23 protein-coding genes and 1 pseudogene are annotated in these 22,517 nt (G+C 44.9%); 3 read left to right on the top strand and 21 right to left on the bottom strand.

Annotation, left to right across the window (positions count from 1 at the left end; all coding sequences use genetic code 11):
* Positions 1 to 6: 6 nt before the first annotated feature.
* From ACO05V_RS05940 to ACO05V_RS05910, 7 genes and pseudogenes are all read right to left on the bottom strand, one after another.
* A complete protein-coding gene (locus tag ACO05V_RS05940; protein WP_421848470.1) occupies positions 7 to 786 on the bottom strand; it encodes a heme ABC transporter ATP-binding protein in 780 nt (259 codons plus the stop codon).
* Entirely contained in the window at positions 786 to 1,781 is a 996-nt protein-coding gene (locus ACO05V_RS05935) for a FecCD family ABC transporter permease (RefSeq protein WP_421848468.1), read from the bottom strand. Before ACO05V_RS05935 ends, ACO05V_RS05940 begins: the two co-directional genes overlap by 1 nt.
* Before the next feature lie 2 nt (positions 1,782 to 1,783).
* Entirely contained in the window at positions 1,784 to 2,614 is an 831-nt protein-coding gene (locus ACO05V_RS05930; protein ID WP_421848466.1) for a heme/hemin ABC transporter substrate-binding protein, read from the bottom strand.
* Complete coding sequence (locus tag ACO05V_RS05925) at positions 2,604 to 3,695, bottom strand: hemin-degrading factor (RefSeq protein ID WP_421848464.1); 1,092 nt, start codon at positions 3,693 to 3,695, stop codon at positions 2,604 to 2,606. The genes ACO05V_RS05930 and ACO05V_RS05925 overlap by 11 nt, the downstream gene beginning before the upstream one ends.
* 80 nt (positions 3,696 to 3,775) lie before the next feature.
* Positions 3,776 to 5,749 (bottom strand): annotated as a pseudogene (locus tag ACO05V_RS05920) (TonB-dependent hemoglobin/transferrin/lactoferrin family receptor); the annotation flags it as partial.
* A gap of 12 nt (positions 5,750 to 5,761) precedes the next feature.
* Positions 5,762 to 5,914: a hypothetical protein gene (locus tag ACO05V_RS05915; RefSeq protein ID WP_421848462.1), complete on the bottom strand. Its 153-nt coding sequence runs from the start codon at positions 5,912 to 5,914 to the stop codon at positions 5,762 to 5,764.
* Positions 5,915 to 6,120: 206 nt separating this feature from the next.
* A complete protein-coding gene (locus ACO05V_RS05910; protein WP_421848460.1) occupies positions 6,121 to 7,044 on the bottom strand; it encodes a histone deacetylase family protein in 924 nt (307 codons plus the stop codon).
* A 163-nt stretch (positions 7,045 to 7,207) separates the two neighbouring features.
* Between ACO05V_RS05910 and ACO05V_RS05905 the strand changes: the two genes are divergently transcribed.
* Complete coding sequence (locus ACO05V_RS05905) at positions 7,208 to 9,613, top strand: GNAT family N-acetyltransferase (RefSeq protein ID WP_421848458.1); 2,406 nt, start codon at positions 7,208 to 7,210, stop codon at positions 9,611 to 9,613.
* On the opposite strand, the gene ACO05V_RS05900 is transcribed toward ACO05V_RS05905, so the two are convergent.
* Positions 9,614 to 9,997 (bottom strand): septal ring lytic transglycosylase RlpA family protein, encoded by a 384-nt coding sequence (locus ACO05V_RS05900; RefSeq protein WP_421848456.1) that lies wholly within the window; start codon positions 9,995 to 9,997, stop codon positions 9,614 to 9,616.
* Between the two features lie 293 nt (positions 9,998 to 10,290).
* Between ACO05V_RS05900 and ACO05V_RS05895 the strand changes: the two genes are divergently transcribed.
* Positions 10,291 to 11,370 (top strand): AbrB family transcriptional regulator, encoded by a 1,080-nt coding sequence (locus tag ACO05V_RS05895; protein ID WP_421848454.1) that lies wholly within the window; start codon positions 10,291 to 10,293, stop codon positions 11,368 to 11,370.
* An 84-nt stretch (positions 11,371 to 11,454) separates the two neighbouring features.
* Here ACO05V_RS05895 and ACO05V_RS05890 read toward each other — a convergent pair whose 3' ends face one another.
* The 11 genes from ACO05V_RS05890 to radC form a co-directional block, all read right to left on the bottom strand.
* Positions 11,455 to 11,868 carry a cytidine deaminase gene (locus ACO05V_RS05890; protein ID WP_421848452.1) on the bottom strand — a complete coding sequence of 138 codons (414 nt, stop codon included), beginning with the start codon at positions 11,866 to 11,868 and terminating at the stop codon, positions 11,455 to 11,457.
* Positions 11,869 to 11,886: 18 nt separating this feature from the next.
* A complete protein-coding gene (locus tag ACO05V_RS05885; RefSeq protein WP_421848450.1) occupies positions 11,887 to 12,864 on the bottom strand; it encodes an ABC transporter permease in 978 nt (325 codons plus the stop codon).
* Positions 12,865 to 12,873: 9 nt separating this feature from the next.
* Positions 12,874 to 13,971 (bottom strand): ABC transporter permease, encoded by a 1,098-nt coding sequence (locus ACO05V_RS05880; protein WP_421848448.1) that lies wholly within the window; start codon positions 13,969 to 13,971, stop codon positions 12,874 to 12,876.
* On the bottom strand, positions 13,968 to 15,539 hold the full coding sequence (locus ACO05V_RS05875; RefSeq protein ID WP_421848446.1) for an ABC transporter ATP-binding protein: 1,572 nt from the start codon (positions 15,537 to 15,539) through the stop codon (positions 13,968 to 13,970). The genes ACO05V_RS05880 and ACO05V_RS05875 overlap by 4 nt, the downstream gene beginning before the upstream one ends.
* A gap of 169 nt (positions 15,540 to 15,708) precedes the next feature.
* Positions 15,709 to 16,701, bottom strand: coding sequence for a BMP family lipoprotein (locus ACO05V_RS05870; protein WP_421848444.1), 993 nt, complete (start codon positions 16,699 to 16,701; stop codon positions 15,709 to 15,711).
* 269 nt (positions 16,702 to 16,970) lie between these two features.
* Positions 16,971 to 17,789 (bottom strand): bifunctional DNA-formamidopyrimidine glycosylase/DNA-(apurinic or apyrimidinic site) lyase, encoded by an 819-nt coding sequence (gene mutM, locus ACO05V_RS05865; RefSeq protein WP_421848442.1) that lies wholly within the window; start codon positions 17,787 to 17,789, stop codon positions 16,971 to 16,973.
* Between the two features lie 174 nt (positions 17,790 to 17,963).
* Positions 17,964 to 18,134: a 50S ribosomal protein L33 gene (gene rpmG / locus ACO05V_RS05860; RefSeq protein ID WP_011978459.1), complete on the bottom strand. Its 171-nt coding sequence runs from the start codon at positions 18,132 to 18,134 to the stop codon at positions 17,964 to 17,966.
* Between the two features lie 11 nt (positions 18,135 to 18,145).
* Positions 18,146 to 18,382: a 50S ribosomal protein L28 gene (gene rpmB, locus ACO05V_RS05855; RefSeq protein WP_011978458.1), complete on the bottom strand. Its 237-nt coding sequence runs from the start codon at positions 18,380 to 18,382 to the stop codon at positions 18,146 to 18,148.
* Positions 18,383 to 18,639: 257 nt separating this feature from the next.
* Entirely contained in the window at positions 18,640 to 18,933 is a 294-nt protein-coding gene (locus ACO05V_RS05850; protein ID WP_421848439.1) for a type II toxin-antitoxin system RelE/ParE family toxin, read from the bottom strand.
* Positions 18,918 to 19,229: a CopG family ribbon-helix-helix protein gene (locus ACO05V_RS05845; RefSeq protein ID WP_421848437.1), complete on the bottom strand. Its 312-nt coding sequence runs from the start codon at positions 19,227 to 19,229 to the stop codon at positions 18,918 to 18,920. Before ACO05V_RS05845 ends, ACO05V_RS05850 begins: the two co-directional genes overlap by 16 nt.
* A 119-nt stretch (positions 19,230 to 19,348) precedes the next feature.
* A complete protein-coding gene (gene radC / locus ACO05V_RS05840) occupies positions 19,349 to 20,023 on the bottom strand; it encodes a RadC family protein (protein ID WP_421848435.1) in 675 nt (224 codons plus the stop codon).
* Positions 20,024 to 20,159: 136 nt separating this feature from the next.
* On the opposite strand from radC, the gene coaBC reads away from it, so the two are divergent.
* A complete protein-coding gene (gene coaBC, locus ACO05V_RS05835) occupies positions 20,160 to 21,371 on the top strand; it encodes a bifunctional phosphopantothenoylcysteine decarboxylase/phosphopantothenate--cysteine ligase CoaBC (RefSeq protein WP_421848433.1) in 1,212 nt (403 codons plus the stop codon).
* Positions 21,372 to 21,378: 7 nt separating this feature from the next.
* On the opposite strand, the gene dcd is transcribed toward coaBC, so the two are convergent.
* Together dcd and ACO05V_RS05825 are read right to left on the bottom strand one after the other, a co-directional pair.
* Complete coding sequence (dcd, locus tag ACO05V_RS05830) at positions 21,379 to 21,897, bottom strand: dCTP deaminase (RefSeq protein WP_421848431.1); 519 nt, start codon at positions 21,895 to 21,897, stop codon at positions 21,379 to 21,381.
* On the bottom strand, positions 21,897 to 22,454 hold the full coding sequence (locus ACO05V_RS05825) for a dCTP deaminase (protein WP_421848429.1): 558 nt from the start codon (positions 22,452 to 22,454) through the stop codon (positions 21,897 to 21,899). Before ACO05V_RS05825 ends, dcd begins: the two co-directional genes overlap by 1 nt.
* Positions 22,455 to 22,517 lie beyond the last annotated feature (63 nt).

The raw sequence follows: 22,517 nt of genomic DNA, 5'->3' as shown, positions 1-22,517 counted from the left end.
TCGCTGCTAGACCTGAAATTGCCATTGAGGCACGGCTTTCTGTGGATGATGTATCCTAATCAGATCAGCTTGATAAGTGGACTCAATATAAGACTGGGCCGTCAGTTCAGCAGGTGAGCCATGAAAAGCGACGCGCCCCTTATTCAACAACAGTAAGCTATCACCATAAAGCGCCGCTAAATTGATGTCATGAATCACGCACAAGATAGCTAAGCCTCTGAGCGTTAACTCTTTTAATAGCCGAAGCACCCTTTGTTGTTGCTCAAGATCCAGCGCAGAAATAGGTTCATCAAGCAATAAATAACAGCCAGATAAGTCTTCGTTCCCCGCCAACAATTGCACCAACACCCGAGCTAATTGCACCCTTTGTTGCTCGCCACCAGACAGACTGTTGTAATCACGGGCCTGCATTTGAAATAGGCCGACATCATTCAAGGTGCGATTGACCAATTCATCCGCACGTCGATTTGATAATGACCAAGGTGCTAAACCAAGAGTAACAACTTGGTCGACCGTAAAGTTAAATGCCATTGTCACTTGTTGAGTCAGTACCGCACGCTTCTTTGCCAAACTTTCGAGTGACAAGCTTTCTAACGGTAATGAACCCAACAAAACATCACCAGACTGGTGGCCAATTGCTCCTGATAAACAGGATAAAAGCGTCGACTTACCCGCGCCATTTGGCCCAAGCACCATGAGCAATTGCCCTTGATGCAGCGACATAGACACACTACTCAATAGCGTTTTTTCTCCACGAAACACAGAAATAGTCTTTGCCATCAGCATTAGCTTGTCGCCTTTATATTATTTATTAACAACCAAAGGAAAAATGGCCCACCCAACAAACTGGTTACCAACCCGACAGGAAGCTCCGCCGGAATCACTAACAGTCGGGCGACCGTGTCCGCTCCGGTTAATAACGCGGCACCTAACAAAGCAGAGCAAGGCACAACCAAACGATTATCCGCCCCAAATAATAGGCGCACTAAATGTGGCACCATCAGCCCCACAAAGCCGATTAAACCAGCAAAGGCCACGGTTATCCCGACACATAAGGCAACCACCGCCACCAGTTTGAATTTAAAACGTTCCACATTGAGTCCCAAGTAGCGCGCTTCATCCTCTCCCAAAAGCAATAAATTGAGATTCTTGGATTGAAGGAAAACATACCAGCAAATCGGAACAATCAAGCTGGCCAATACGATAACGTGTTGCCAACGAGCACCACCAAGATTGCCCATAGACCAAAAGCTCAATGCTCGCAGCTGCTCATCATTACTCACGTAAGTTAATAAGCCTGTTGCCGCTCCCGCTAAGGCATTAATGGCAATACCAGCAAGCAATAAATGCAATACGGATACTCGTCCCTGATGTTTCGACAAAGAAAAGATAAGTGCGCAGGTGCCTACCGCGCCGACAAAACCAGCGCCACTTTGCAGATAAGATTTAGCCCAAAGAGGAACGACTCCTAAGGTTGGTTGTAAAACAATTAATACCCCAACAAACACCGACGCTCCCGCCGAGACACCTAACAAGCCAGGATCCGCCAATGGATTGCGAAACAATGCCTGCATCAAACTGCCTGCTACAGCCAGCGCGGCACCGACTAAGAGCGCCATGAGTAAACGAGGCAAACGAACCGTCATCAAGATCTGCTGATCAATGTTACTCACCTGATCGAGAAAAATAGCGGACCAAGATAAGGAATAAGCGCCTTGAGTTAAGGCCAAGGCAATAATTAACAGCAGCGCAGTTGATAACATCACGTAAGGAGAACGCATTATCATGGCATCCAGTCACTCAGTTGCTGTTGCAAAGACATAATGGCTTGCGGCGTTCTCGGCCCTAAGCCAAGAACCATTAAAGCATCTAAACTAACCAAGCGATTACCTTTGGCCGCTGGCGTAATCGAGACGCCGGGCAGCGCCCAAACAGAAGACTCGCCTTGTCGATCTAAGCCTTGTTGAGTAACAACAATGGCATCAGGTTTAGCGGCTAATAAGGCTTCAGGTGTTAAGGTTTTATAACCTGTTATTGAATCCACTGCGTTTTCCGCTCCTGCCATGTTAAACAAGGCATCGGGCGCGGTTCCTCGACCTGCAATCATTGGCGCACCATGCATTTGTAAAATAAAAAGCAGCCGAGGTGGACGCGACCAACTTTTGGGCGTTTGTAACTTAGCAAACGCATTACTAATTTGTTCTACTGCAGCTTGGCCTTGGACTTCTTTGTGCAGCGCATTAGCAACTTGTGTGACTCGATCTAGAATGCCTTGCTGCGAATCTGGGCCATCAATAGTCACCATTTCTATGCCCGTTGCTTGAAGTTGATCCACCACTTTGTGTGGTCCTGTTTCTGGCGTGATTAAGAGCTTATCTGGCTTCACGCTCAATACACCTTCAACAGACAAAGTGCGCTGGTAGCCAACTTTTGGGGTTTGTGTAGCCGCTTGTGGGTAGATACTGCTGGTGTCCGTCGCCACTAATTGATCTTGCCCATCAAGCAGATAAACAATTTCCGTAACAATGCCGCCGACACTGATCACTCTTTCCTGAGCCAATGAAAACGAACTCAATAACACCACCGATAAGGCAAACAGAATTCTATACAACAAGGTTTTCGCCCTCCTCATCATAAGAATGCGCCTTCACTTTTTCTACAATCTCACGCCATTCACTTAGCTCTGCTTCACCCGGTTTACGACGACCAAATAAGGTAATCACAGAGTCGCCAAGGGCATTAAAACCTTCTATTGACGTGATCATGCCATCATTGCTCGGTCGCGTTATCACCCAAGCTTGAGCAACCAAATCGTTACGCAAATGCAAGTTAAACCCTTCGTCCAACACATTAAACCAAGGCCCATGGTTAACCAGTTTATGCACAGAGCCAGTGTAAATTTGAATGCAACCTGGGTTACCAACAAACACCATGATGTCACTGGCATCTTGTTGAGCCGTAGTAATCGCTTGAGAAATAGCTTGAGGATGAATTTTAGTCGCCCATTGGTCACCTATTTGCTCTAACGCTTGGGTTCGAGACAGCTGATGTCGTTTCAACATGCCATGGTATTCATGCACATCTTTTAAGGCCGCCCACTCTTGTGAAAAAAGCGCCAAATCAAACCCTTCCGGCAATACCTCTTGAGTCAGCTCATTCGGTTGCACAAGGTCAAATTCCACGTCGGTTATCGATAAGCGAAAAGTAGCAATCAAGTCTCGCCATGCTGGTTCATTGGTTTTCTCAGTACGATAAATCTTATGCAGCGCTAAACCTTGTTTGTTAAAGAACTGCAAACTCTCGCGCCCTTTTTCCATCACGAAAAAGCCTGCAAACCATTGACTCATAAAAAGACGCAAATCAATGTCCGGCGTTAACACCAAGCCCATTTGTCGGTCTTGTCCCATAAATTTCACATTACGATAAACGCCATGACATTCATGAACCACTTGCTCATTACGAGTAATGGTCATCACTTCACCCAAAGGTTCAAGAGTGCTCAATAAATCTTGATACGGCGCTTTTAATAACCAAGTATCGACACCTTGGCGACAGGCCACTAAAGCACCTTCGCTAACATTAAGCTGATGAGCAAGATCCCTCGCTCGACTCTTCGGGTTAGTCACTAAAGCTTCTTGATAAGATTGATACAAAGACTCAAATACAGATAATGGTGCGCTAGCAACGTCAGACATAACATTCTCCAAGAGTCAGAAAGAACCAGCCTTTCTGACTTTCTAATTAATAGTGAATTTGAAATTTATATAAGGGAGACTTAAAACGCCAAAGTAACATCTACCCCAAAATTACGACCCGCTCGGCTGTACCGCTCTAAACTGGTCGACTTATTAGACACGTTGCGTACGTCGCTCCACTTTCGATATTCTTCGTCGAAAAGGTTAAACACCCCAGCATTAAAAGTGATGGTTTCGCTCGGTTTGTAATAAGCGGTTAAATCCACCACGTGATAACTTTTTGTCGCTAGCCATTGATTCGAACTGGTGATGTCCGCTTTATCCTTACTGCGATTAAGTGTCAAATTGAGTTTGCCGCCCCAAGTTGCCGATGGCGCGTCATAACCCAATCCCACCACAGCACTCAGCGGTGCAATGCTATCAACAGGCTGATTTTTTTGCAGATCTTTGCCTTCTGCATAAGCAATCGCCGTATTTAGCGTCCAGCTGTCACTTGCTCCGCCGGCTAGCTGAGATAAATTCAAGCTACCTTTAAATTCTGCACCTTTGATCTGTACTCGGTTGAGGTTTTTGGTGGTGAACTCGCCAGAAGGATGTGCCGCCGTTCTGCCTGTAGACACGCTGGACTCAATGAAGTCTTTGTACTTGTTATAAAACAGTGTGAATTCCGCTGAGCTGTAATCAGTTTGCGCACGAACACCAGCCTCTAGAAAGACACTCGTTTCTGATTCTAAAGCGGGGTTTGGAACGATGGCGTAGCCTCGACCAGCATCATAATAGTAATAGAGATCGTCTAAATCCGGCGCTCGAAAGCCTGTGCCAGATTTTCCGTAAAAGCTGTAAACCGGCGTTAATTCGAATTCAGCACCCAGCTGCGCGGTCAAGGCTTCATTGTTGCTACTTGGGAAGGCGTCAACATATTGATCACTCTTTGTACTGTACTGATAGTGGTCATAACGAAGTGCCGGCGTTAACGTCAGTCGGTCACTCACGTTAATAGCATCTTCGACATACGCACCAATAATATTGGCGTCTGCGAGAGGGGAAAATCGAGATGCTCCCATGGTGTTGTCTTTGTTTAAATTTTCTAACGAGATGTCTTTATAATTGATGCCGTAACGCACTTGCTGGTTGTTGAGGTTTTTCACCAAGTCGCCACGTAAATTGACGCTGCTCTCATCATAGAAACGATTGACCAAGCGCGTTCTTGTTGAGCTTTCTCGAAAGGTTTTATTGGTCGTTTTAGTTTCTTGGTAGTCCAATTGCCATTTCATTTTATCGTAAGCAGAAGTAGCTTCCTGATTTTCCCAAAACACGCCAATCCGCTGACGATTGCTGTTATCGTCAGCTCGATTTAGATCATTCGTCGCACTTTCTGAATACAAATCACTGGTTGAATCCGCATCGTACGATTCAACTACCACGCCAATGCGATTTATTTCATTAAGTTGATATTGCGCTTTGACAAGGAAGTTATCGGATTCATTATCCGCTGGATCAACAAAACGTCGAGTCGCACCCAGCGTTTTATCACTGCCCGCATCGCCTAAGTAATTTTCTGTCTCATGACCATCTCTACGAGTATAAAGAAACAGCGTCTCTAATTTTCCCGTACGATTCACCAAGGTTAAAGTCTCACTAAATTGATCCATGGCACTGCAATAACCGCCTTTAAATGACACGAAATTATCGTCACCTTGAGCTGCTAGAAAAGAACTTGGCTCTTTGGTTTGGTATTTCACGACACCGCCAAGCGCGCCGCTACCAGAAATAACATCACCGCCTTTTGCGATGGTTACCTTCTCAAGAGATTCCATGTCAACGGTGTTGCGCCCAGTGCGCAAGTAAGTGGATGTCGGACCATAAGCATTCGCTTGATCAACACCATCCACAGCTATTTTTACTCTGTCGCCATCTAAGCCACGAATATTGATACTTGAAATGCCAAATCGTGAGTCTTGCGTTGCTTCTACGCCCGGTTCAAAGCGTATCAAATCGTCTAAGTTACGAACGAGGTTTTGCTCTAAATCCTGAGCTTGTATTTCACTGACGGTACTGTCTGTATCTTAGCTTGTTGCAGATGTTTTTTGCGCTTCAATCTGTAATGCAGGCAGTTGTGTTTCGGCCTGCCCTTCAGCAGCAAAAGAAGAAGTCGCGGTCGCTAAAAGAATGCCGCTGGCAATCAGGGTAAGAGGTAGCTGAGAATTAAAGGGTCGCATAAGGGAACTCTTGTTGTGTAAATTAAGTGACAAACAAAATCAAATGAGAATGGATATCATACACAATAACAATTAAATGTAAATAGAAACCATTATCGTTTAATGGTTTTATAAATATCCCATGATTACCACCCCCTATTCGAATGTTTTAGACATAAAAAAGGGCAACTCAAAGTTGCCCAGAAAAACGAATAAATTTCTTAGCTTCATAACTTCATTAAGCTTTTGATATGACAGAACGCGGCGCGGCCTAGCGCGTCTATGTTGTAGCCGCCTTCTAAGACTGAGACGATTTTTCCATCGCAATGACGATCAGCCACATCAATCAAGAGATCGGTAATCCAAGTAAAGTCTGATTCACTTAATCTAAGTTGGCCCATCGGATCTTCTTTGTGAGCATCAAAACCTGCGGAAATCATAATCAGTTGCGGTTTGAAGGTTTCAAGCGCTGGCAGTAGCTGTTCGGTGATAATGGTTTGAAAGGCTTCGCTGCCAGATCCTGCTTCCAGCGGCATATGTAGAATATTATCGTGAGAAGCACCTGGATCGCTGTAGGGATAAAACGGATGCTGGTAGCTGGATGCATAAAACACTTTCGGATCAGCTTTAAAAATGTCTTCGGTGCCGTTGCCATGATGAACATCAAAATCGACAATCGCTACGCGCTCTAAACCATATTGTTCAATCGCATAACGTGTCCCGACAGCGATATTATTGAACAAACAAAAACCCATGGCTTTGTCGTATTCCGCATGATGTCCCGGTGGGCGAATCGCACAAAATGCATTGTCCATTTCGCCTGTCATGACGAGATCCACCGCTTTAATCACCGAACCTGCTGCATACAGCGCAGCATCTAGCGTGTGCGGCATCATCAAGGTTTCTGGCTCTAGTTCCACATGACCTTCTTCTGGTGCGCGTGCGAAAATTGAATCCACATAGGCTTCATCATGAGCAAGAAGCAACTGCTCTCGCGTTGCTGGATCAGACTCCAATCGACGTAGAAAATCCATCAACTGCCCCATGATTAAACGATTTTGAATCGCACCAAGGCGTAGCGGCGACTCGGGGTGATCGTCTCCCATATCATGCTTGTCGCAATAAGTGTGTGTGATGTAAGCCGTTGTCATTAGGTGTCTCTACATTATTATTTTTTCTGTCTTTGGCGTTTTCGTGTCTTGTATCAAACCACAAAAGCACCAAAACAATCTATCCTACCATGGTCTATCATTGCGACAGATGAAGACTGTGCTACTGTCATAAGATGTACATTGAGTTTATGGAGAAGATCAAGTGAGCCAACACGTATTACAATCTCTACTCGCCCCAAAATCTATGGTGGTGCTCACTGGCGATGATGCGCACGATCCTCTCATGTTGGCTCTTTTGACCTCCCTCTCTCATGCGACAAAGTCCTGTCCAGTTAGTCTTGTTGGTGTTCAGCCTGCTACAGAATGTTCTTTTCCGCTTTTCTCAACACTCAACGAGTTACCAAAAAGTCCTGATCTTGCGGTATTGGTCGGCTCTTATTCTGCCAACAAAAATCCACTGTCCATGGAAGACATTATTGCCGCCTGTGGCGCAGCGGGCATTGGCTCTTTATTAATGCTGTCTTGGACTGGTGACAGTCAAGAATCCTTGGTTGAAGCGCTGCGCAAACACAATGTTCGACTACTTGGCCCGAACAGTTTTGGTATTTGTCGGCCGAAACAAGGCGTGTTTGCTTGGCTTGGTTTAACTCAACCATTATCGGGACGTTTAGCCTTAATGTCGCAATCTGGTACGGTCGCCAGTGCCCTTGTTGACTGGGCAACATGGCAAGGCATCGGATTTTCCCAAGTAGTTTCTATGGGGTCGCCTGTCGATGTAATGCCGTCGCAAGTGTTGGATTATTTATCCACTGATTTTGATAGTCAGGCTATTTTGATGTATTTGCAAAAAATTGGTCGCCCGACACGTTTCCTCAGCAGCTTACGCGCCACGGGGCGAAGCAAACCGGTTGCTGTCGTGACTGAGCATTCCGTCGGTGCCGATGAACGCGTACTCGACGCGGCACTTAGCCGAACGGGTGCAGTACGTGGTCGACGCTTGAATGATTTAATCGCGGCCGCTTCGGTAATGACCAACGCTCGGCGAGTCAAAGATGGCTCGTTGTTAATTATTGGTAACGGCGCAGGGCCAGGCGAACTCGCAGCGCAACGCGCGATGGAATTAGGCATTGATCTACTCACGCCTGAAGGCGAACTACACGACAGATTAGAATCCACCATGGCGGGTCGTGGTGGAATTGGCCCGGTGACAACAGTTTGGGCAAGTTGTGCGACGGATCTCTTTATCGATCTCGCTGCAGATGCTTTGCAGAACGATGACTGTGGTGCGGTGTTACTGACGCTAAGCCCAACTGCGCTAATCGACATCGATTCCCTGTACGACCTTATTATCAAATTACACCGAACACAGAAAAAGCTCGTCATGGTGTGTTTGCTTGGTGGTGGCAACATGACCAATATGCGTACGCGTATTAACGAAGCTGGCATTCCAACCTTCCGCACCCCAGAAACCGCCATAGAGGGCTTTCAATTCTTGGTGCAATTCCAGCGCAACCAATTACTCGCTAAGCAATCGCCAGACAGCCATGCGTTCCGCTTTAAAATCGATGTATCGGAAGCAACAAAAACACTTAACAAACTGTATAAGCAAGGGGATAAAACACCTCATGCAGATTCACTACGCGATATTTTTGAGCTGTTTCATATTCGCTTAATTACTCGCCGTCAGGCCTCAAATCAGTTATCTGCACCGATCCATTTACGCGTTTTTCAAGATGCAGTATTTGGCCCAGCCATCGGACTGTCATTAGAAGGCGCTCAACAACATAAACACGCCGAAGCGGTTGCCTTGCCACCACTCAATACCATTTTGGCCAAAGACTTAATTCAACGTGCCTTTCCCGGCGAAGAATCTTTTGAGTTAGAAAGTTTGCTGCGCAACTTATCCACCATGGTGTGTGAATTGCCCGAAATTGAGAACCTAGAATTGGCCGATGTGAGGCTACACGATAGCGGTAGCGTTTACGCCGACGTTACTGCCAACCTTCGCCTTTGCAAAAACTGGCGTCGTTATGAACATCTCGCTATTCACCCTTACCCTAGACAATGGGTATCGGAGCGAGTGTTGAAAAATGACGAGATCGCCACCGTTAGACCGGTTTTACCCAGAGACTCGGGCATTTTGGCCGATTTTGTTCGCAGCATGTCCCACGAGACTCGCTATTTTCGTTTTATCTCCAACATCGAAGAACTGACGCCACGCATGCTCGCCAGCATGTCCCACATCGATTATGACCGTGAAATGGCCTTACTCGCGGTGATTCAACGGGATGGACGAGATTTACTCATCGGCACCGCACGATACATAGATAACTTTGACGATCAAAGTTGCGAATTTGCGGTTGTTCTTGGCGATGAATTCCAAGGATTAGGCTTGGCGTCTTATCTCATGCGACGACTGATGCAAGTCGCCGCCGACAAAGGCATTCGCGTTATGAAAGGCATTGTCTTGGCAGAAAACAAACGCATGATCGACTTCTGCCGCCATTTAGGATTCACCATCCAGCGTGATCCAGACGATTTTGGCCAAATGGTCGCCAGCATTAAACTGACACCGAGCTTGCTTGAAAAGTGTCGGGATGCTTCCTAACTAGTTCAAGACCTCAATTTCAACTTCTACAACACCATCGCGAGTATTGCCAATGCGTTGAAAGGCCGACTTACTCAGGTCAATAATCCGACCACGAACGAATGGCCCACGGTCATTGACTCGCACCACCACACTTTTACCATTGGCGACATTGGTCACTTTCACTTTAGAGCCAAAAGGTAATCGCTTATGAGCAGCGGTCATGGCTTTTTGATCAAATAATTCCCCACTAGCGGTTTTTCGGCCTTGGTATTTCATGGCGTAATAACTGGCTCCGCCGCTTTCTTCGAACCCTACTGAACCTGAACGACTGATTGGACCACTCGCGCAGGCTGTCAAAACAAGAGACAAAACTACCCAACATAAAATACTGATTTTTCGCATTATTCTTTCTTTTCCTTTAAGCCGCTTTTATTGTCAGACGCTATACTCTTAGTCTCATAGTAACAGATACGTCCACCCCGCAAACTCAACCAAACGAAACATCCGTCAGCTTCTTGTCAGTTTTTTGGCGTATCTTTCGATGCTTTGCCCTAATTATCACAGCAGTTCCCAACATAACAGCACCAACATAAGTTAAGAGTATGGTTAACATCACCAGAGGCGCCAATAATACCAGCTTATTTAAGGTATGCTTGGCGCCATTAAACCCACTGCTTTTTTTTCGACAGATAGACATGACTTCTCGCTTTTTATTACTATGTAAAACCCCTTCTCGTTGGCCTGCAACTTGGCGATTATCCGTCTTATTGGCGGTCTCTTTCGTTTTAGTGGTGTGTTTTGAATACGCCAATTTACCAGCGGCTCTTTTGCTTGGCCCTATGATTACGGCGATTGTATTAGCGGTTATTGGCGCAGGCATGACACTACCAAAGCCGATGTTTTTAATTGCTCAAGGCATTTTGGGCATGATGATCGCCAACAGTCTTCCGCTGACCGTCTTTGCGAAGATTTCTCTGGAATGGCCGCTTTTTCTGATTGGTACTGTATCAACAATTGTTGCTTCTAGTTTTCTAGGCTGGCTACTCAGTCGTACTGGCCTCTTACCCGGCACGACAGCCATTTGGGGTTCTTCTCCCGGCGCGGCCTCAGCAATGACCATTATGTCTGAATCTTATGGCGCGGATATGCGATTGGTCGCTTTCATGCAATATCTACGTGTAGCGTGTTGTGCTATCGCAGCGACGGTCGTTGCAACCGTGTTCCACGTCGATGGCGTTGCCGCTGAACCTGTTGATTGGCTTGGCGTGTCGTCATGGTCTGGTTTTGCTGTGACTATGGCTATCATCTTGGCCGCCACTGTAGCGGGTGTATTTTTTCGCTTACCTAGCGGACCTTTATTTCTCTCTTTAGCCGTTGGCTTAGCCATTAAGTTTTCGGGCATTTTACCAATCGTGTTGCCTCATTGGTGTTTGGCGATAAGCTTTGCTGTGCTCGGTTGGGGAATTGGCTTTCGATTTACTCGCCAAGTACTTCAGCATGCGTGGCATGTTTTCCCTCATGTTTTAGGCGCGATTCTGGCGCTTATCACCATCAACGCTGGCATGGCCGTTCTGTTGATTACCTTTGCCGATATCGATCCACTCACCGCGTTTCTCGCCACCAGTCCAGGTGGAGCCGATTCCGTAGCGATTATTGCCGCATCGACCAATGCCGACGTATCGTTTGTAATGGCAATGCAGGTGGCTCGATTTTTGTTGGTATTGTTGGCTGGCCCCATGCTGGCTCGTTGGCTTTCCACGAATCAAGCCACCTAGAAGCTATCTGAAACAAAAAGCTCTAAAACGAAAAAACCACCTTAGGGTGGTTTTTTAAAGAATTAGCTTTAACACCTAACTCGCTTACTGCTCAAGATTCTCAGGGCCAAATGAAAAAGGCAATAATTCGTTCATCGTGAGGGATTTTCTCACCCCTTCTGCACCACAAATATGAATCATGGTATCAACAGAAGAGAACTCACGAATTTTCTGACGGCAACCGCCACATGGCGTTACCAACTCATCACCTTTACCAATGACGTAAATATCTTTAATAAGCGTATCACCGCCCAATACCATGGAAGCAATCGCGCCCGCTTCGGCACAAGTACCTTCTGGATAAGCGGCGTTCTCTACGTTACAACCAGAATAAATATGGCCATCAGCCGTTAGAATCGCCGCACCAACAGGAAAGCGAGAATAAGGCACGTAGGCTTTACTCATCGCTTCTTTGGCAAGCTCACAAAGCTCATTGCTCTGCTTTTTTATATCAGACATGATTTTAAATCCAACATACTAAGCTCGCTCTTTCACGTATGGCTTACCAATGGCTTTTGGCCCAACCGCTTTCCCGATGAAACCGGCCAATAACAAGACGGTTAAGACATACGGCAAGACTTCAATGGCTTGCACAGGCACTTGGCCAATTCCAGGAATCACAACACCTTGCATGCGAACCGCGACAGCGTCTAAGAAACCAAACAACAAACAAGCAAACAGCACAGGAACCGGACGCCATTTACCAAAAATAAGCGCCGCCAAGGCCATATAACCTTTACCCGCACTCATATCTTTCAAGAAGCCTGCGTTATGAGCAGTAGACAAATACGCACCAGCGAGGCCACATAAAATGCCACAAATAATCAAAGCGCGGTAACGAATAAAAGACACCGAAATACCGGCCGTATCAACCGCATGAGGATTCTCACCCACCGCACGAAGGCGCAAACCGAAACGTGTCTTATAAATCACCCAATAAGTCACTGGCACCATAGCGAACGCCAAGTAAACCAATATGTTATGGCCACTTAGTAAATTCGAATAGATTTGCCCGATTACTGGAACATTTTCCAATGCATCAGCAAATGGGAAGGTAATGTCTAAGAAACGCGCATCTCCAACCAGTGCCGGTGTTTGTCCGCCCATACCAAACCAGTGCATAGACAAGGTAACGGTCAAACCCGCCACAATGGTATTAATCGCTACACCAGACACAATGTGATCGCCTCGATGAGTAATACAAGCAAAGCCGTGAATCATCGCTAAGCCAACAGAAGCTATTATGCCGAAGCACAAGCCAATCCAAGCAGAACCAAAAACAGACGCTGCCGCTGCTGCTGCAAAAGCACTACCTAGAATCTTACCTTCTAAACCGATATCAACAATGCCCGCGCGCTCGGAATACAAACCAGCTAACGCCGCAAAAATAAGCGGAGTCGAAACGCGCATTGTTGCATCTAACATGAGTATTAATGTGTCAAAATATTCAAACATAGTTTTCCCCTACGCTACGGCTCTGCGAATAAAAAAGCCTTCGATACGATCTTTCAACATATGCTCAAGCGCACCAGAGAACAAAATCACCAAACCTTGAATAACCACAACGATCTCAGGCGTAATGGTTGGAATCTCAAACGCCAACTCCGCACCACCTTGATACAAGGCACCAAATAAAACCGCAGCTAAAACAATACCGATAGGATGATTACGTCCCATCAAAGCAACGGCGATACCAGCAAAACCATAGCCAGCGGTAAAGTTAAGCAATAAACTGTGATTCACACCCATTATTTCATTAAGACCAACAAAACCGGCCAATCCACCCGACACCAACATTGCCCAAATCGTCACTTTCGCGGTATCAATCCCAGCGTAACGCGCCGCGGTAGGATTGGTTCCTAGCGTACGTAGCTGATAACCCCAGCGAGTATGCCAAATCAACCCCCATACGAAAACACAGCATAGCAATGCCCACAAAAAAGAGAGGTTCAAAGGAGAGTCGCCAATATCAATGCCGAATGGCGAGAGAATGTCATGCAAATAAGGTAGCCAAGCACTTTCTTCAAAGGTTCGACTATTTGGCGCCATACGACCATCTTGTTTTAACCAGTTTACAATCAGGTAAACCATCAACGAAGAGGCAATAAAGTTAAACATAATCGTCGTAATAACAATGTGACTACCACGACGAGCTTGTAAGTAAGCAGGAATGTAAGCCCAAGCCGCACCAAAAACTGCTGCACCAATGACGGCCAAAGGCGCAATCACATATAAGGGCATGGTGTGATCCAATGATAAACAGATCAAACCAACCCCTAAGCCACCAATATAGGCTTGGCCTTCACCACCAATATTGAACAAGCCACCTTTAAACGCAACCGATACAGCCAAACCTGTGAAGATAAGGTTCGTCGCATAATACAGCGTATAACCAATACCTTCATCGTAACCAAATGCACCATAAATAAGATAGCCTGCAGCTTCAATCGGGTTTTCGCCAATAGCAAAAATAACCAAACCAGATACCAAAAAGGCCAGCATGATATTAATAAAAGGTATAAGGCCGATATTTACCCAAGTAGGGACTTTCGCCTGACTCATGCGGACACCCCTTCTTGCTCTTCGCCTTCTTGTTCTTTGTAATGGGCATTAGCCATCATTAAGCCGAGAGTTCGTTCGTCCGCGTCTTTTGCATCAAGCTCGCCAACAACTGCACCATCGAACATCACTATGATGCGATCACTCAGAGCCATAATTTCATCCAATTCTACGGAAACAAGCAAAATGGCTTTGCCGGAATCTCTAAGTTTAACAATTTGTTCGTGAATATTTTCAATGGCACCGATGTCGACACCTCGAGTCGGCTGACCAATCAACAAAACATCTGGGTTTTGTTCCACTTCACGAGCAATAACGATTTTCTGTTGGTTGCCGCCGGAAAAGTTCGCCGTTTTTAAATAAGGGTTCGGTGGACGCACATCCCAAGCTGCCATGCGCTCATTGCATTCATCGAGCATTGCCTTGCGATTCATTAGAATTTTGCCGTTATAAACAGGCGAATTATGATAGCCCAACACAGCCGCTTCATACGCTTCAAAGCCCGTTACCAAACCCATTTTATGACGATCTTCAGGCACATGAGCCATTTTCAAATCACGCATTTGTGCCGCATCTTTTGGCGCTTTGGCTGTTATAACCTGACCACCAAATTGAATTTCGCCTTCGTCCATCGGCGTAATACCAGAAAGGACATTTAATAATTCACTCTGCCCATTACCAGAAACACCAGCAATGCCTAAAATTTCACCAGCACGCAGCTCTAAGCTAACATTTTTTAGGCGCTTCACGCCCTGACTATCAAATTGAGACAAGTTCTGCGCCGACAACAATACTGCGCTCGGTTGAGCTTCATCTTTATCAACCGTAAGACGAACTTTTTTACCCACCATCAACTCAGCAAGTTCTTCTTTGCTCGTTTGAGCCGTTTCACGATGAGCAACCATTTCACCTTGGCGCATCACTGACACATTGTCGGTGGAAGCCATGATTTCACGTAATTTGTGGGTAATTAACAATACAGTAACACCCTGGTCTTTTAGGGCTTTTAGAATGCGAAATAAATGATCCGCTTCCTGTGGTGTCAGCACACCTGTTGGTTCATCTAAAATAAGAATTCGTGCGCCGCGATACAGGGCTTTTAAGATTTCAACTCGTTGTTGTAAGCCAACCGGAAGATCCTCTACGATGGCGTCTACATCAATGTCTAAGCTGTATTCTTCAGCAAGCCTCTGCAATTCAACACGCGCCGCATCTATACCGTTTTTCAGTAAAGCGCCACCTTCGGCCCCCAACATAACGTTCTCAAGAACACTAAAATTCTCTACCAGCATAAAATGCTGATGCACCATACCTATGCCTGCGTTAATAGCATCTTGCGAACTGCGAATCTCAACGCGCTTAGCATCCACTTCAATATGACCCGTATCCGCTTCATAAAAGCCGTAAATGATACTCATCAATGTCGATTTACCAGCGCCGTTTTCACCAATAATACCGTGAACCGTACCGGCAGGAACTTGTAAGCAAATGTCTTTATTGGCCTGAACGGCGCCAAAACGTTTACTGATGTCTCGCAATTCGATTGCGTATGGCATTGTTTTATTCGTCATATCTAAAAGTAATTCATCTGCTTAAAATGGAACACACTGAATGCTTCATATATAAAACACTCAGTTTGTTTTTATTACGACTTAATTTGTTATAACAGCACGATGTAACCAAAATCCTAAGACAAAAAAACAGTTGCCTACTGAGTCGGCAACTGTTTAATTCTGCAACTTAGTAGTTACAAGTGTTATCTGACATGTAATCGTGGACTTTAATATCACCGTTGATAATCTTAGCGCGAATATCACTTACCTTAGCTTTCATTTCTGGTGTAATTAAGCTGGCATTGTTTTCATCCAAAGCCCAATCAACACCACCATCAGCCAAACCTAGAACAACCAAACCTGATTTCCACGTTCCTGCTGCAGCGTCTTTGTAAGTTTTAAACGCCGCTTCATCTACACGCTTCACCATAGACGTTAGCATTGTGCCTGGTTGAACATGGTTTTGATTTGAATCAACACCGATAGCGTATTTGCCTTCATCTTTCGCAGCTTGATAAACACCTAGACCTGTACCACCAGCGGCAGCAAACACGACATCAACACCTTGAGAGAACTGGCTTTTCGCTAATTCAGAACCTTTAGTCGGATCGTTAAATGCCCCAGCAGTAGAGCCGGTCATGTTCTGCAAAACAGTCGCATCAGAAGAAACATATTTAACGCCCTGTTCATAACCACAACCGAACTTGCGAACAAGAGGAATATCCATACCGCCAACAAAACCGACAGTATTGGTTTTGGATGCCATCGCAGCCAATGCACCGACTAAGAAAGACCCTTCATATTCTTTAAACACTACAGATTGAACATTTGGAAGATCAATCACACCATCAATAATAGTGAATTTAACATCAGGAAAGTCTTTCGCTACTTTTTCAACGGCAGAGGTCATATTAAAACCAACCGTCACGATTGGAGAATAACCACGCTTCGCTAGACGACGTAAACCTTGTTCTACTTGAGCTTCGTTTTTCGGTTCAAATTCACGAACCTGAACACCTGTCTCAGCCGTGTATTTTTTTACGCCGTTGTATACGCCTTCGTTAAAGGACTTATCGAATTTACCCGCTTGATCGTAAACAACCGCAGGTTCTGTTGCAGCATGGGCAATAGTTGATGAGATAGCCAACGCCGTGATAGACGCAAGAAAGACAGCTTTCATTCCAATTCCTCTTATAATATATAATTTAATCTAGACAAAATTTAATTTAGGTACAATTTAACCTAAATAATAAACCCTGCCTAACTGGTCAAAAATAAACCAATTAGCGAAATACCGCAATGTTATCTGCACATTTTAAGCAACATTTTTGCTTATATCGTCAATAAAAAAATCTTTTTTACCAATAACGATTTGATTACCACTCTTATTCACACTAATAAGCAGCAATTCTTGTGCCGCCATTCTCATTTAAGAAAATAAGCAAATGCTCAAGATTGGCAATTCGTACAGAAAACCGTGCTGCGCTGAGCTTGACGAATTTCTTTCAGCGGCGCACTGCAAACGATACAAGCCTTACCAGCTCTACCGTAAACGGCTAATTCCTGTTTAAAATAACCAGGTTTTCCGTCACCACCAACAAAGTCTTTTAGCGTTGTGCCGCCCTGTTTAATGGCAGCAGCTAGCACTTCTTTAATGCACTCAACCAAACGAGCCAAACGAACCTTACTGATTTTCCCTGCCAAACGATCAGGGCGAATACCGGCTTTAAATAGCGCTTCATTGGCATAAATATTCCCAACACCTACAACCACCTTACTGTCCATAATAAAGGTCTTAATGGGAACTTTTCGACCTTTCGCTCTGGCGTACAGCATATCGACATTAAACAGATCCGATAACGGCTCTGGTCCTAAATGCCTAATTAATTCATGCTCGTTCCAATCTTCCGTTGTCCACAGAATGGCACCAAAACGACGAGGATCCGTATATCTCAACCATACATCATCATCGGCAAAGCAAAAATCCACATGATCATGAAACAACGGCGGCGTCTCGGCTGGCACAAAATACAAACTACCAGACATACCAAGATGAACAATCAAGGTGCCTTTTGACGTATGAATACCAATGTATTTACCGCAACGAGAAAGATGAGTAATTTCCTCGCCTGGCATTTCTGAGCTTAACTCAGGCGTGATTAACCAGCGCAGCTTTGGCTGACGGATATCAACCCTAGCGAGAGAGCGCCCAACTAATTTGGGTTCGATGCCACGTAAGGTGGTTTCTACTTCAGGTAATTCAGGCATAAGCAATCTCCTACAAAACCCAAAAAAAGATCATCTCACCATCTTATGTGATTCTGTGTCATGTAAATACATAAGCAATATTGACCAAATGAAAAAAGTATCTCTATTACTATCTTTTACTAGATATAAAAAAACCGACTCATTGAGTCGGTTCCTTTTGACAAAGAAAGAAAATTATTTAATTTTCGCTTCTTTGTACATAACGTGCTTACGTACAACTGGATCAAACTTTTTCATTTCAAGTTTGTCAGGAGTATTTCGCTTGTTCTTGTCAGTTGTGTAAAAGTGACCAGTACCAGCAGAAGATACCATGCGAATTAGATCGCGAGCGCCTTTAGAAGCCATGATTCAGATCCTTATACTTTTTCGCCGTTGGCACGAATTTCAGCAAGAACTGATTCAATACCTTTTTTATCGATAATACGCATACCTTTAGAAGATACACGTAAACGGATGTAGCGGTTTTCACCTTCGACCCAAAAACGGTGCCAATGAAGGTTAGGAAGAAAACGACGCTTAGTACGGCGTTTTGAGTGAGAAACGTTATTACCTGTAATAGGACGTTTCCCAGTAACTTGACATACGCGAGACATAATTAAATACCTTTTGCTATCCAGAAAGATTATTGGAAGTGTTTCACTTCCTCAGGCGGAGCATGATTCCTTATGAATCAAAAAAATCCCATACCGAGGATATAGCGGCGCGCATTTTCCCATAAGCCAACCCATTGAGCAATTCTTTTTGTTAAAAAAATGATCAATTTTCTAACTTCAAAAAAAAACAGCATGTTTGCCATGAGTTATAAATTTTGCCGAGCACTTCAAACACAGCTATAGAGAAGGCAGCAACCTTAGTAAGCCTCTTCTTTACTATGCCGAATCCGCACTATCACAACTCGGTTCATTTTTTCCTGGCGATAACGGATGACGTATTCACCTGCACCGAAAGCCAATACAAAATCTCTGTAATCAACAAGTCCTTCTACTGGCACACCAGCTTCAGGACTTTCTTGTAGAAGGTTCACATCTTCAATAATTCGCTTGGCGGCACGCTGTGCCGCCCGAGGGTTTTCTGATTTAATAAAGTTTCTAGGACGAAAAACATCTCTAGATGCACTCGGTAACCAGACTATTTCACAGGGCATGTTTTCTCCTGATCATTGCCCCAAGATTCTAGCCATTCGGTCATAGCGTCATTACTTATCGTTTCACCCGTTTCTTGGCACTCTTCCCAACGCGCCCTTGCCAGTTCATTTTCACGCTGCTTACGCTCCTCCTCTTCGATATAGCGCGTTAACGCTTCTTTGGCCAAAAAGCTTTTGGAACGCTGAGTCTTGGCAGCTAAAGCACTTAAGCGACTTTCAAGCTGTTTGTCTAATCGAACCCCTAACATAAGATCACCTGCTCGCGGTTGTTGTACACTGTTTAACAAAGATAACACAGCACTCCTCCCAACTTCTATTTTTCTTATTCGTGTTTTTGTTCGAAACACAGTAGCTTTAAGTGCATTTAAAGCGAATAAAGCAACCAAATAAGCACCTTAATCTAGATCAAAAAAACCTACACCAACCCTCTTTCAGCCAGTGACACAGGCGAGCCATCGCCAACCACAAAGTGATCCAACAATCGTACATCAACAAGATCCAATGCACGTTTGATTTTGTCAGTAATGCTGATATCGGCCTGACTGGGTTCTGCGATACCGCTCGGGTGATTATGAGCAAGGATGACGGCAGCGGCGTTATATTGCAGTGCGGCTTTCACAACTTCTCGTGGATACACGGCAGCGGCATCAATGGTTCCCATAAAGAGTTCTTGATAGCGGATCAATCTGTGTTGCGTATCTAAGAAAAGCACCGCGAAAACTTCTCGTGGAGAATGACGCAGTTGGGAAGAAAGGTAAGTTCTGACGTGTTCTGCACTGGTGAACACGGTTTCGCGCATCAGCTGCTCTTGTAAATGCCGTTTAGACATTTCCAGCACAGCTTGCAGCTGAGTGTATTTCGCGTCGCCAAGACCAAAACCTTGGCAAAATTCCTCCCGACTGGCTGACATGAGGGAACGTAATCCGCCAAATTGGGTCAATACCTGCCGAGCAAGCTCGACTGCGCTAATACCCTGTGTTCTGGTACGAAGAAAAATGGCTAACAGCTCAGAATCACTTAATGCACCAGCGCCTTGCTGGATTAGCTTTTCGCGCGGCCTTTCTTGCTCAGGCCAATGTTTAATACTCATGATCTACTCCTTGATACATGATAATCTTGCTCTAATTTAGACAAGCAAATATAGCAGCGGTGTATAAATAACCGAAAAAGGCGTCCAGCCTTATTTGTTAACCTTATCTATCACAGATTGAATTGAGAAGTTTTTTATGTCAAACCTCGCTCAAAAACGCATTTTATTAGGCATTACTGGTGGCATCGCTGCATATAAAAGCATCGAGTTAATTCGTTTATTAACCAAGGCAGGCGCTGAGGTGCAAGTCGTTTTAACCGATGGCGCAAAAGCCTTTGTCACTGAGATGACACTTCAGGCCATTTCAGGTCATCCTGTGCGCAGTACCTTATTAGACCCAAATGCTGAAGCGGGAATGGGGCATATAGAGCTAGCAAAATGGGCTGATTTAATCGTCATTGCACCCGCCTCTGCCGACTTTATGGCCCGTTATGCTCAAGGCATGGCAAACGACTTATTAAGTACCTTGTGCATCGCCACAGAGTCGCCGGTTTTGCTTGCCCCTGCGATGAACCAAGCCATGTGGCGCCATCCGGCCACACAAGCCAATGCAAAAGTACTCGCTGAACGAGGCGTACTCAGTATTGGCCCTGCCGATGGTGCACAAGCTTGTGGAGACATTGGGCCTGGGCGTATGAGCGAGCCAAGCGATATATTCAGTGCTGTCATTACGCACTTCCAAGGTTCATCGATCGAACAAGATCTAACTGGCCAACACTGGGTGATTACAGCAGGCCCAACCATGGAAGCCATCGACCCTGTGCGCTACATCAGCAACCACAGCTCTGGAAAAATGGGTTACGCCCTCGCCACTGCGGCAATTGCTCGAGGCGCGAACGTCACCCTAATCAGTGGCCCAGTACAAATACCAGCACCTGCTAAGGCAAATATCATTGCCGTAAAAAGTGCTGATGAGATGCTAGCCGCTTGCCAGCAAAGCATGAGCACTCAAGCGGATGTGTTCATTGGCGCGGCTGCGGTTGCCGACTTTAAAATGAAAGCAGCTAACGAACAGAAGATGAAAAAGCAATCTGGTACCGATGAAGTCACTCTGACATTAGTGAAAAATCCGGACATCATCGCCACACTTGCCCAACAAAAGCGCGCAAAAACCATCGTAGGCTTTGCAGCTGAAACACAAAATGTGATCGAATACGCGAAAAGCAAACTAGAACGCAAAGGCTTGGATATTATTATCGCCAATGACGTATCTCGTGCCGACATCGGCTTCAATCAAGACGAAAACCAAGTCACAGTGATTACGAAAGATTCAACTTGGTCGCCAGATAAAGCCGCCAAAAGCGCGCTAGCCAACCAACTCGTTGAGTTTATTCAACAATATATTTAATCTTTTCTTATTTCATTGCAGTAGGGCCACTAGATGACTGATAACGACCATCATAGGGCTCTACATTTTCGTCAGTATTAATAACAAATAGTGATGCTATAGGCATTCCTGGAACAAGTTTATAATAAAACGGGCTCATATTTACCAACTCTAAAGTCACCTTCCCTTTATAACCAGGATCAATCTGACCATCACTCATATGAACAGAAATAAAACCACGAGCAATAGAGCCTTTCGTTTGAATTAATCCAAATTTATCGCGGGGCATAGTCACGTATTCTTGCGTACAAGCCAATACACAGCCGTTAGGCGGCAAAACAAAGAAGTCGTCTGGCGAAATTGTTTTCGTTGTACTGGGCATTGCTTTTGGAGGAGTAAAGGGCTCACCTTCGTAAGGGTCGTATACAGTAAATTGATTATCTAGTCGAAGACCGACTGATGACACATCAACCTGCACAACATTGTTTTTATTTACGGCTAAGCCAGTATCCACTAGAACCTGCAAAGCATTTTTTGTTAAAAGCATTATGCCCCCAATGTTATTGTAATCATGGCTGCAATTATGGAACCTAAAATTGAAAAAATACCAGTCAGAATTTGAACAGAATACCTATTCCAAAAGCTACTGGCTCGCCCCTCTGTTACAGGCTGTATGTTAATAGCATGCCGAGCCTCACCAACAATCGGCGCCTCAGTACGCCAGAATGACATAGAGCAAAATGCTTGACCTTTTTTTAACTCAACTTTCCGACCACTCACATTGAAGACAGGGATATTTAGTTCTCCATTAAATAGCGGATCTAACTTAGTATTAGCAGTAATGATGCCTTTAGCTCCAATACTGCCTTTAGTTGAAAGAAAACCAAATACATCATTTGGCATATTAATGGTTTCTTTAGTCTGGATAATCACACAGCTATTCGGCTGCAGAACAATAGAGCCATTTATTGTAAGCCAGTCTGTGTCTTCACTTCTTCGGTATAAAGAACCAACAGAAAGGTCAACAGACACCTTTTCTTTACCTTGTTCAACTAGGGGAGTTATACGGACTTTGCTAGCCCCTAAATTACTATTCAAAATCAAAACATCACTCCTTAAAATAAAAATCCCTTCAAAGCAAATGAAAAGTAGGGCCTTCTTTCATGT

It is taken from the genome of Marinomonas sp., assembly GCF_965225885.1.
Taxonomy (GTDB): Bacteria; Pseudomonadota; Gammaproteobacteria; order Pseudomonadales; family Marinomonadaceae; genus Marinomonas.
The sequence above is the reverse complement of the archived record's forward strand: the minus strand, read 5'-3'. Positions and strand labels throughout refer to the sequence as shown.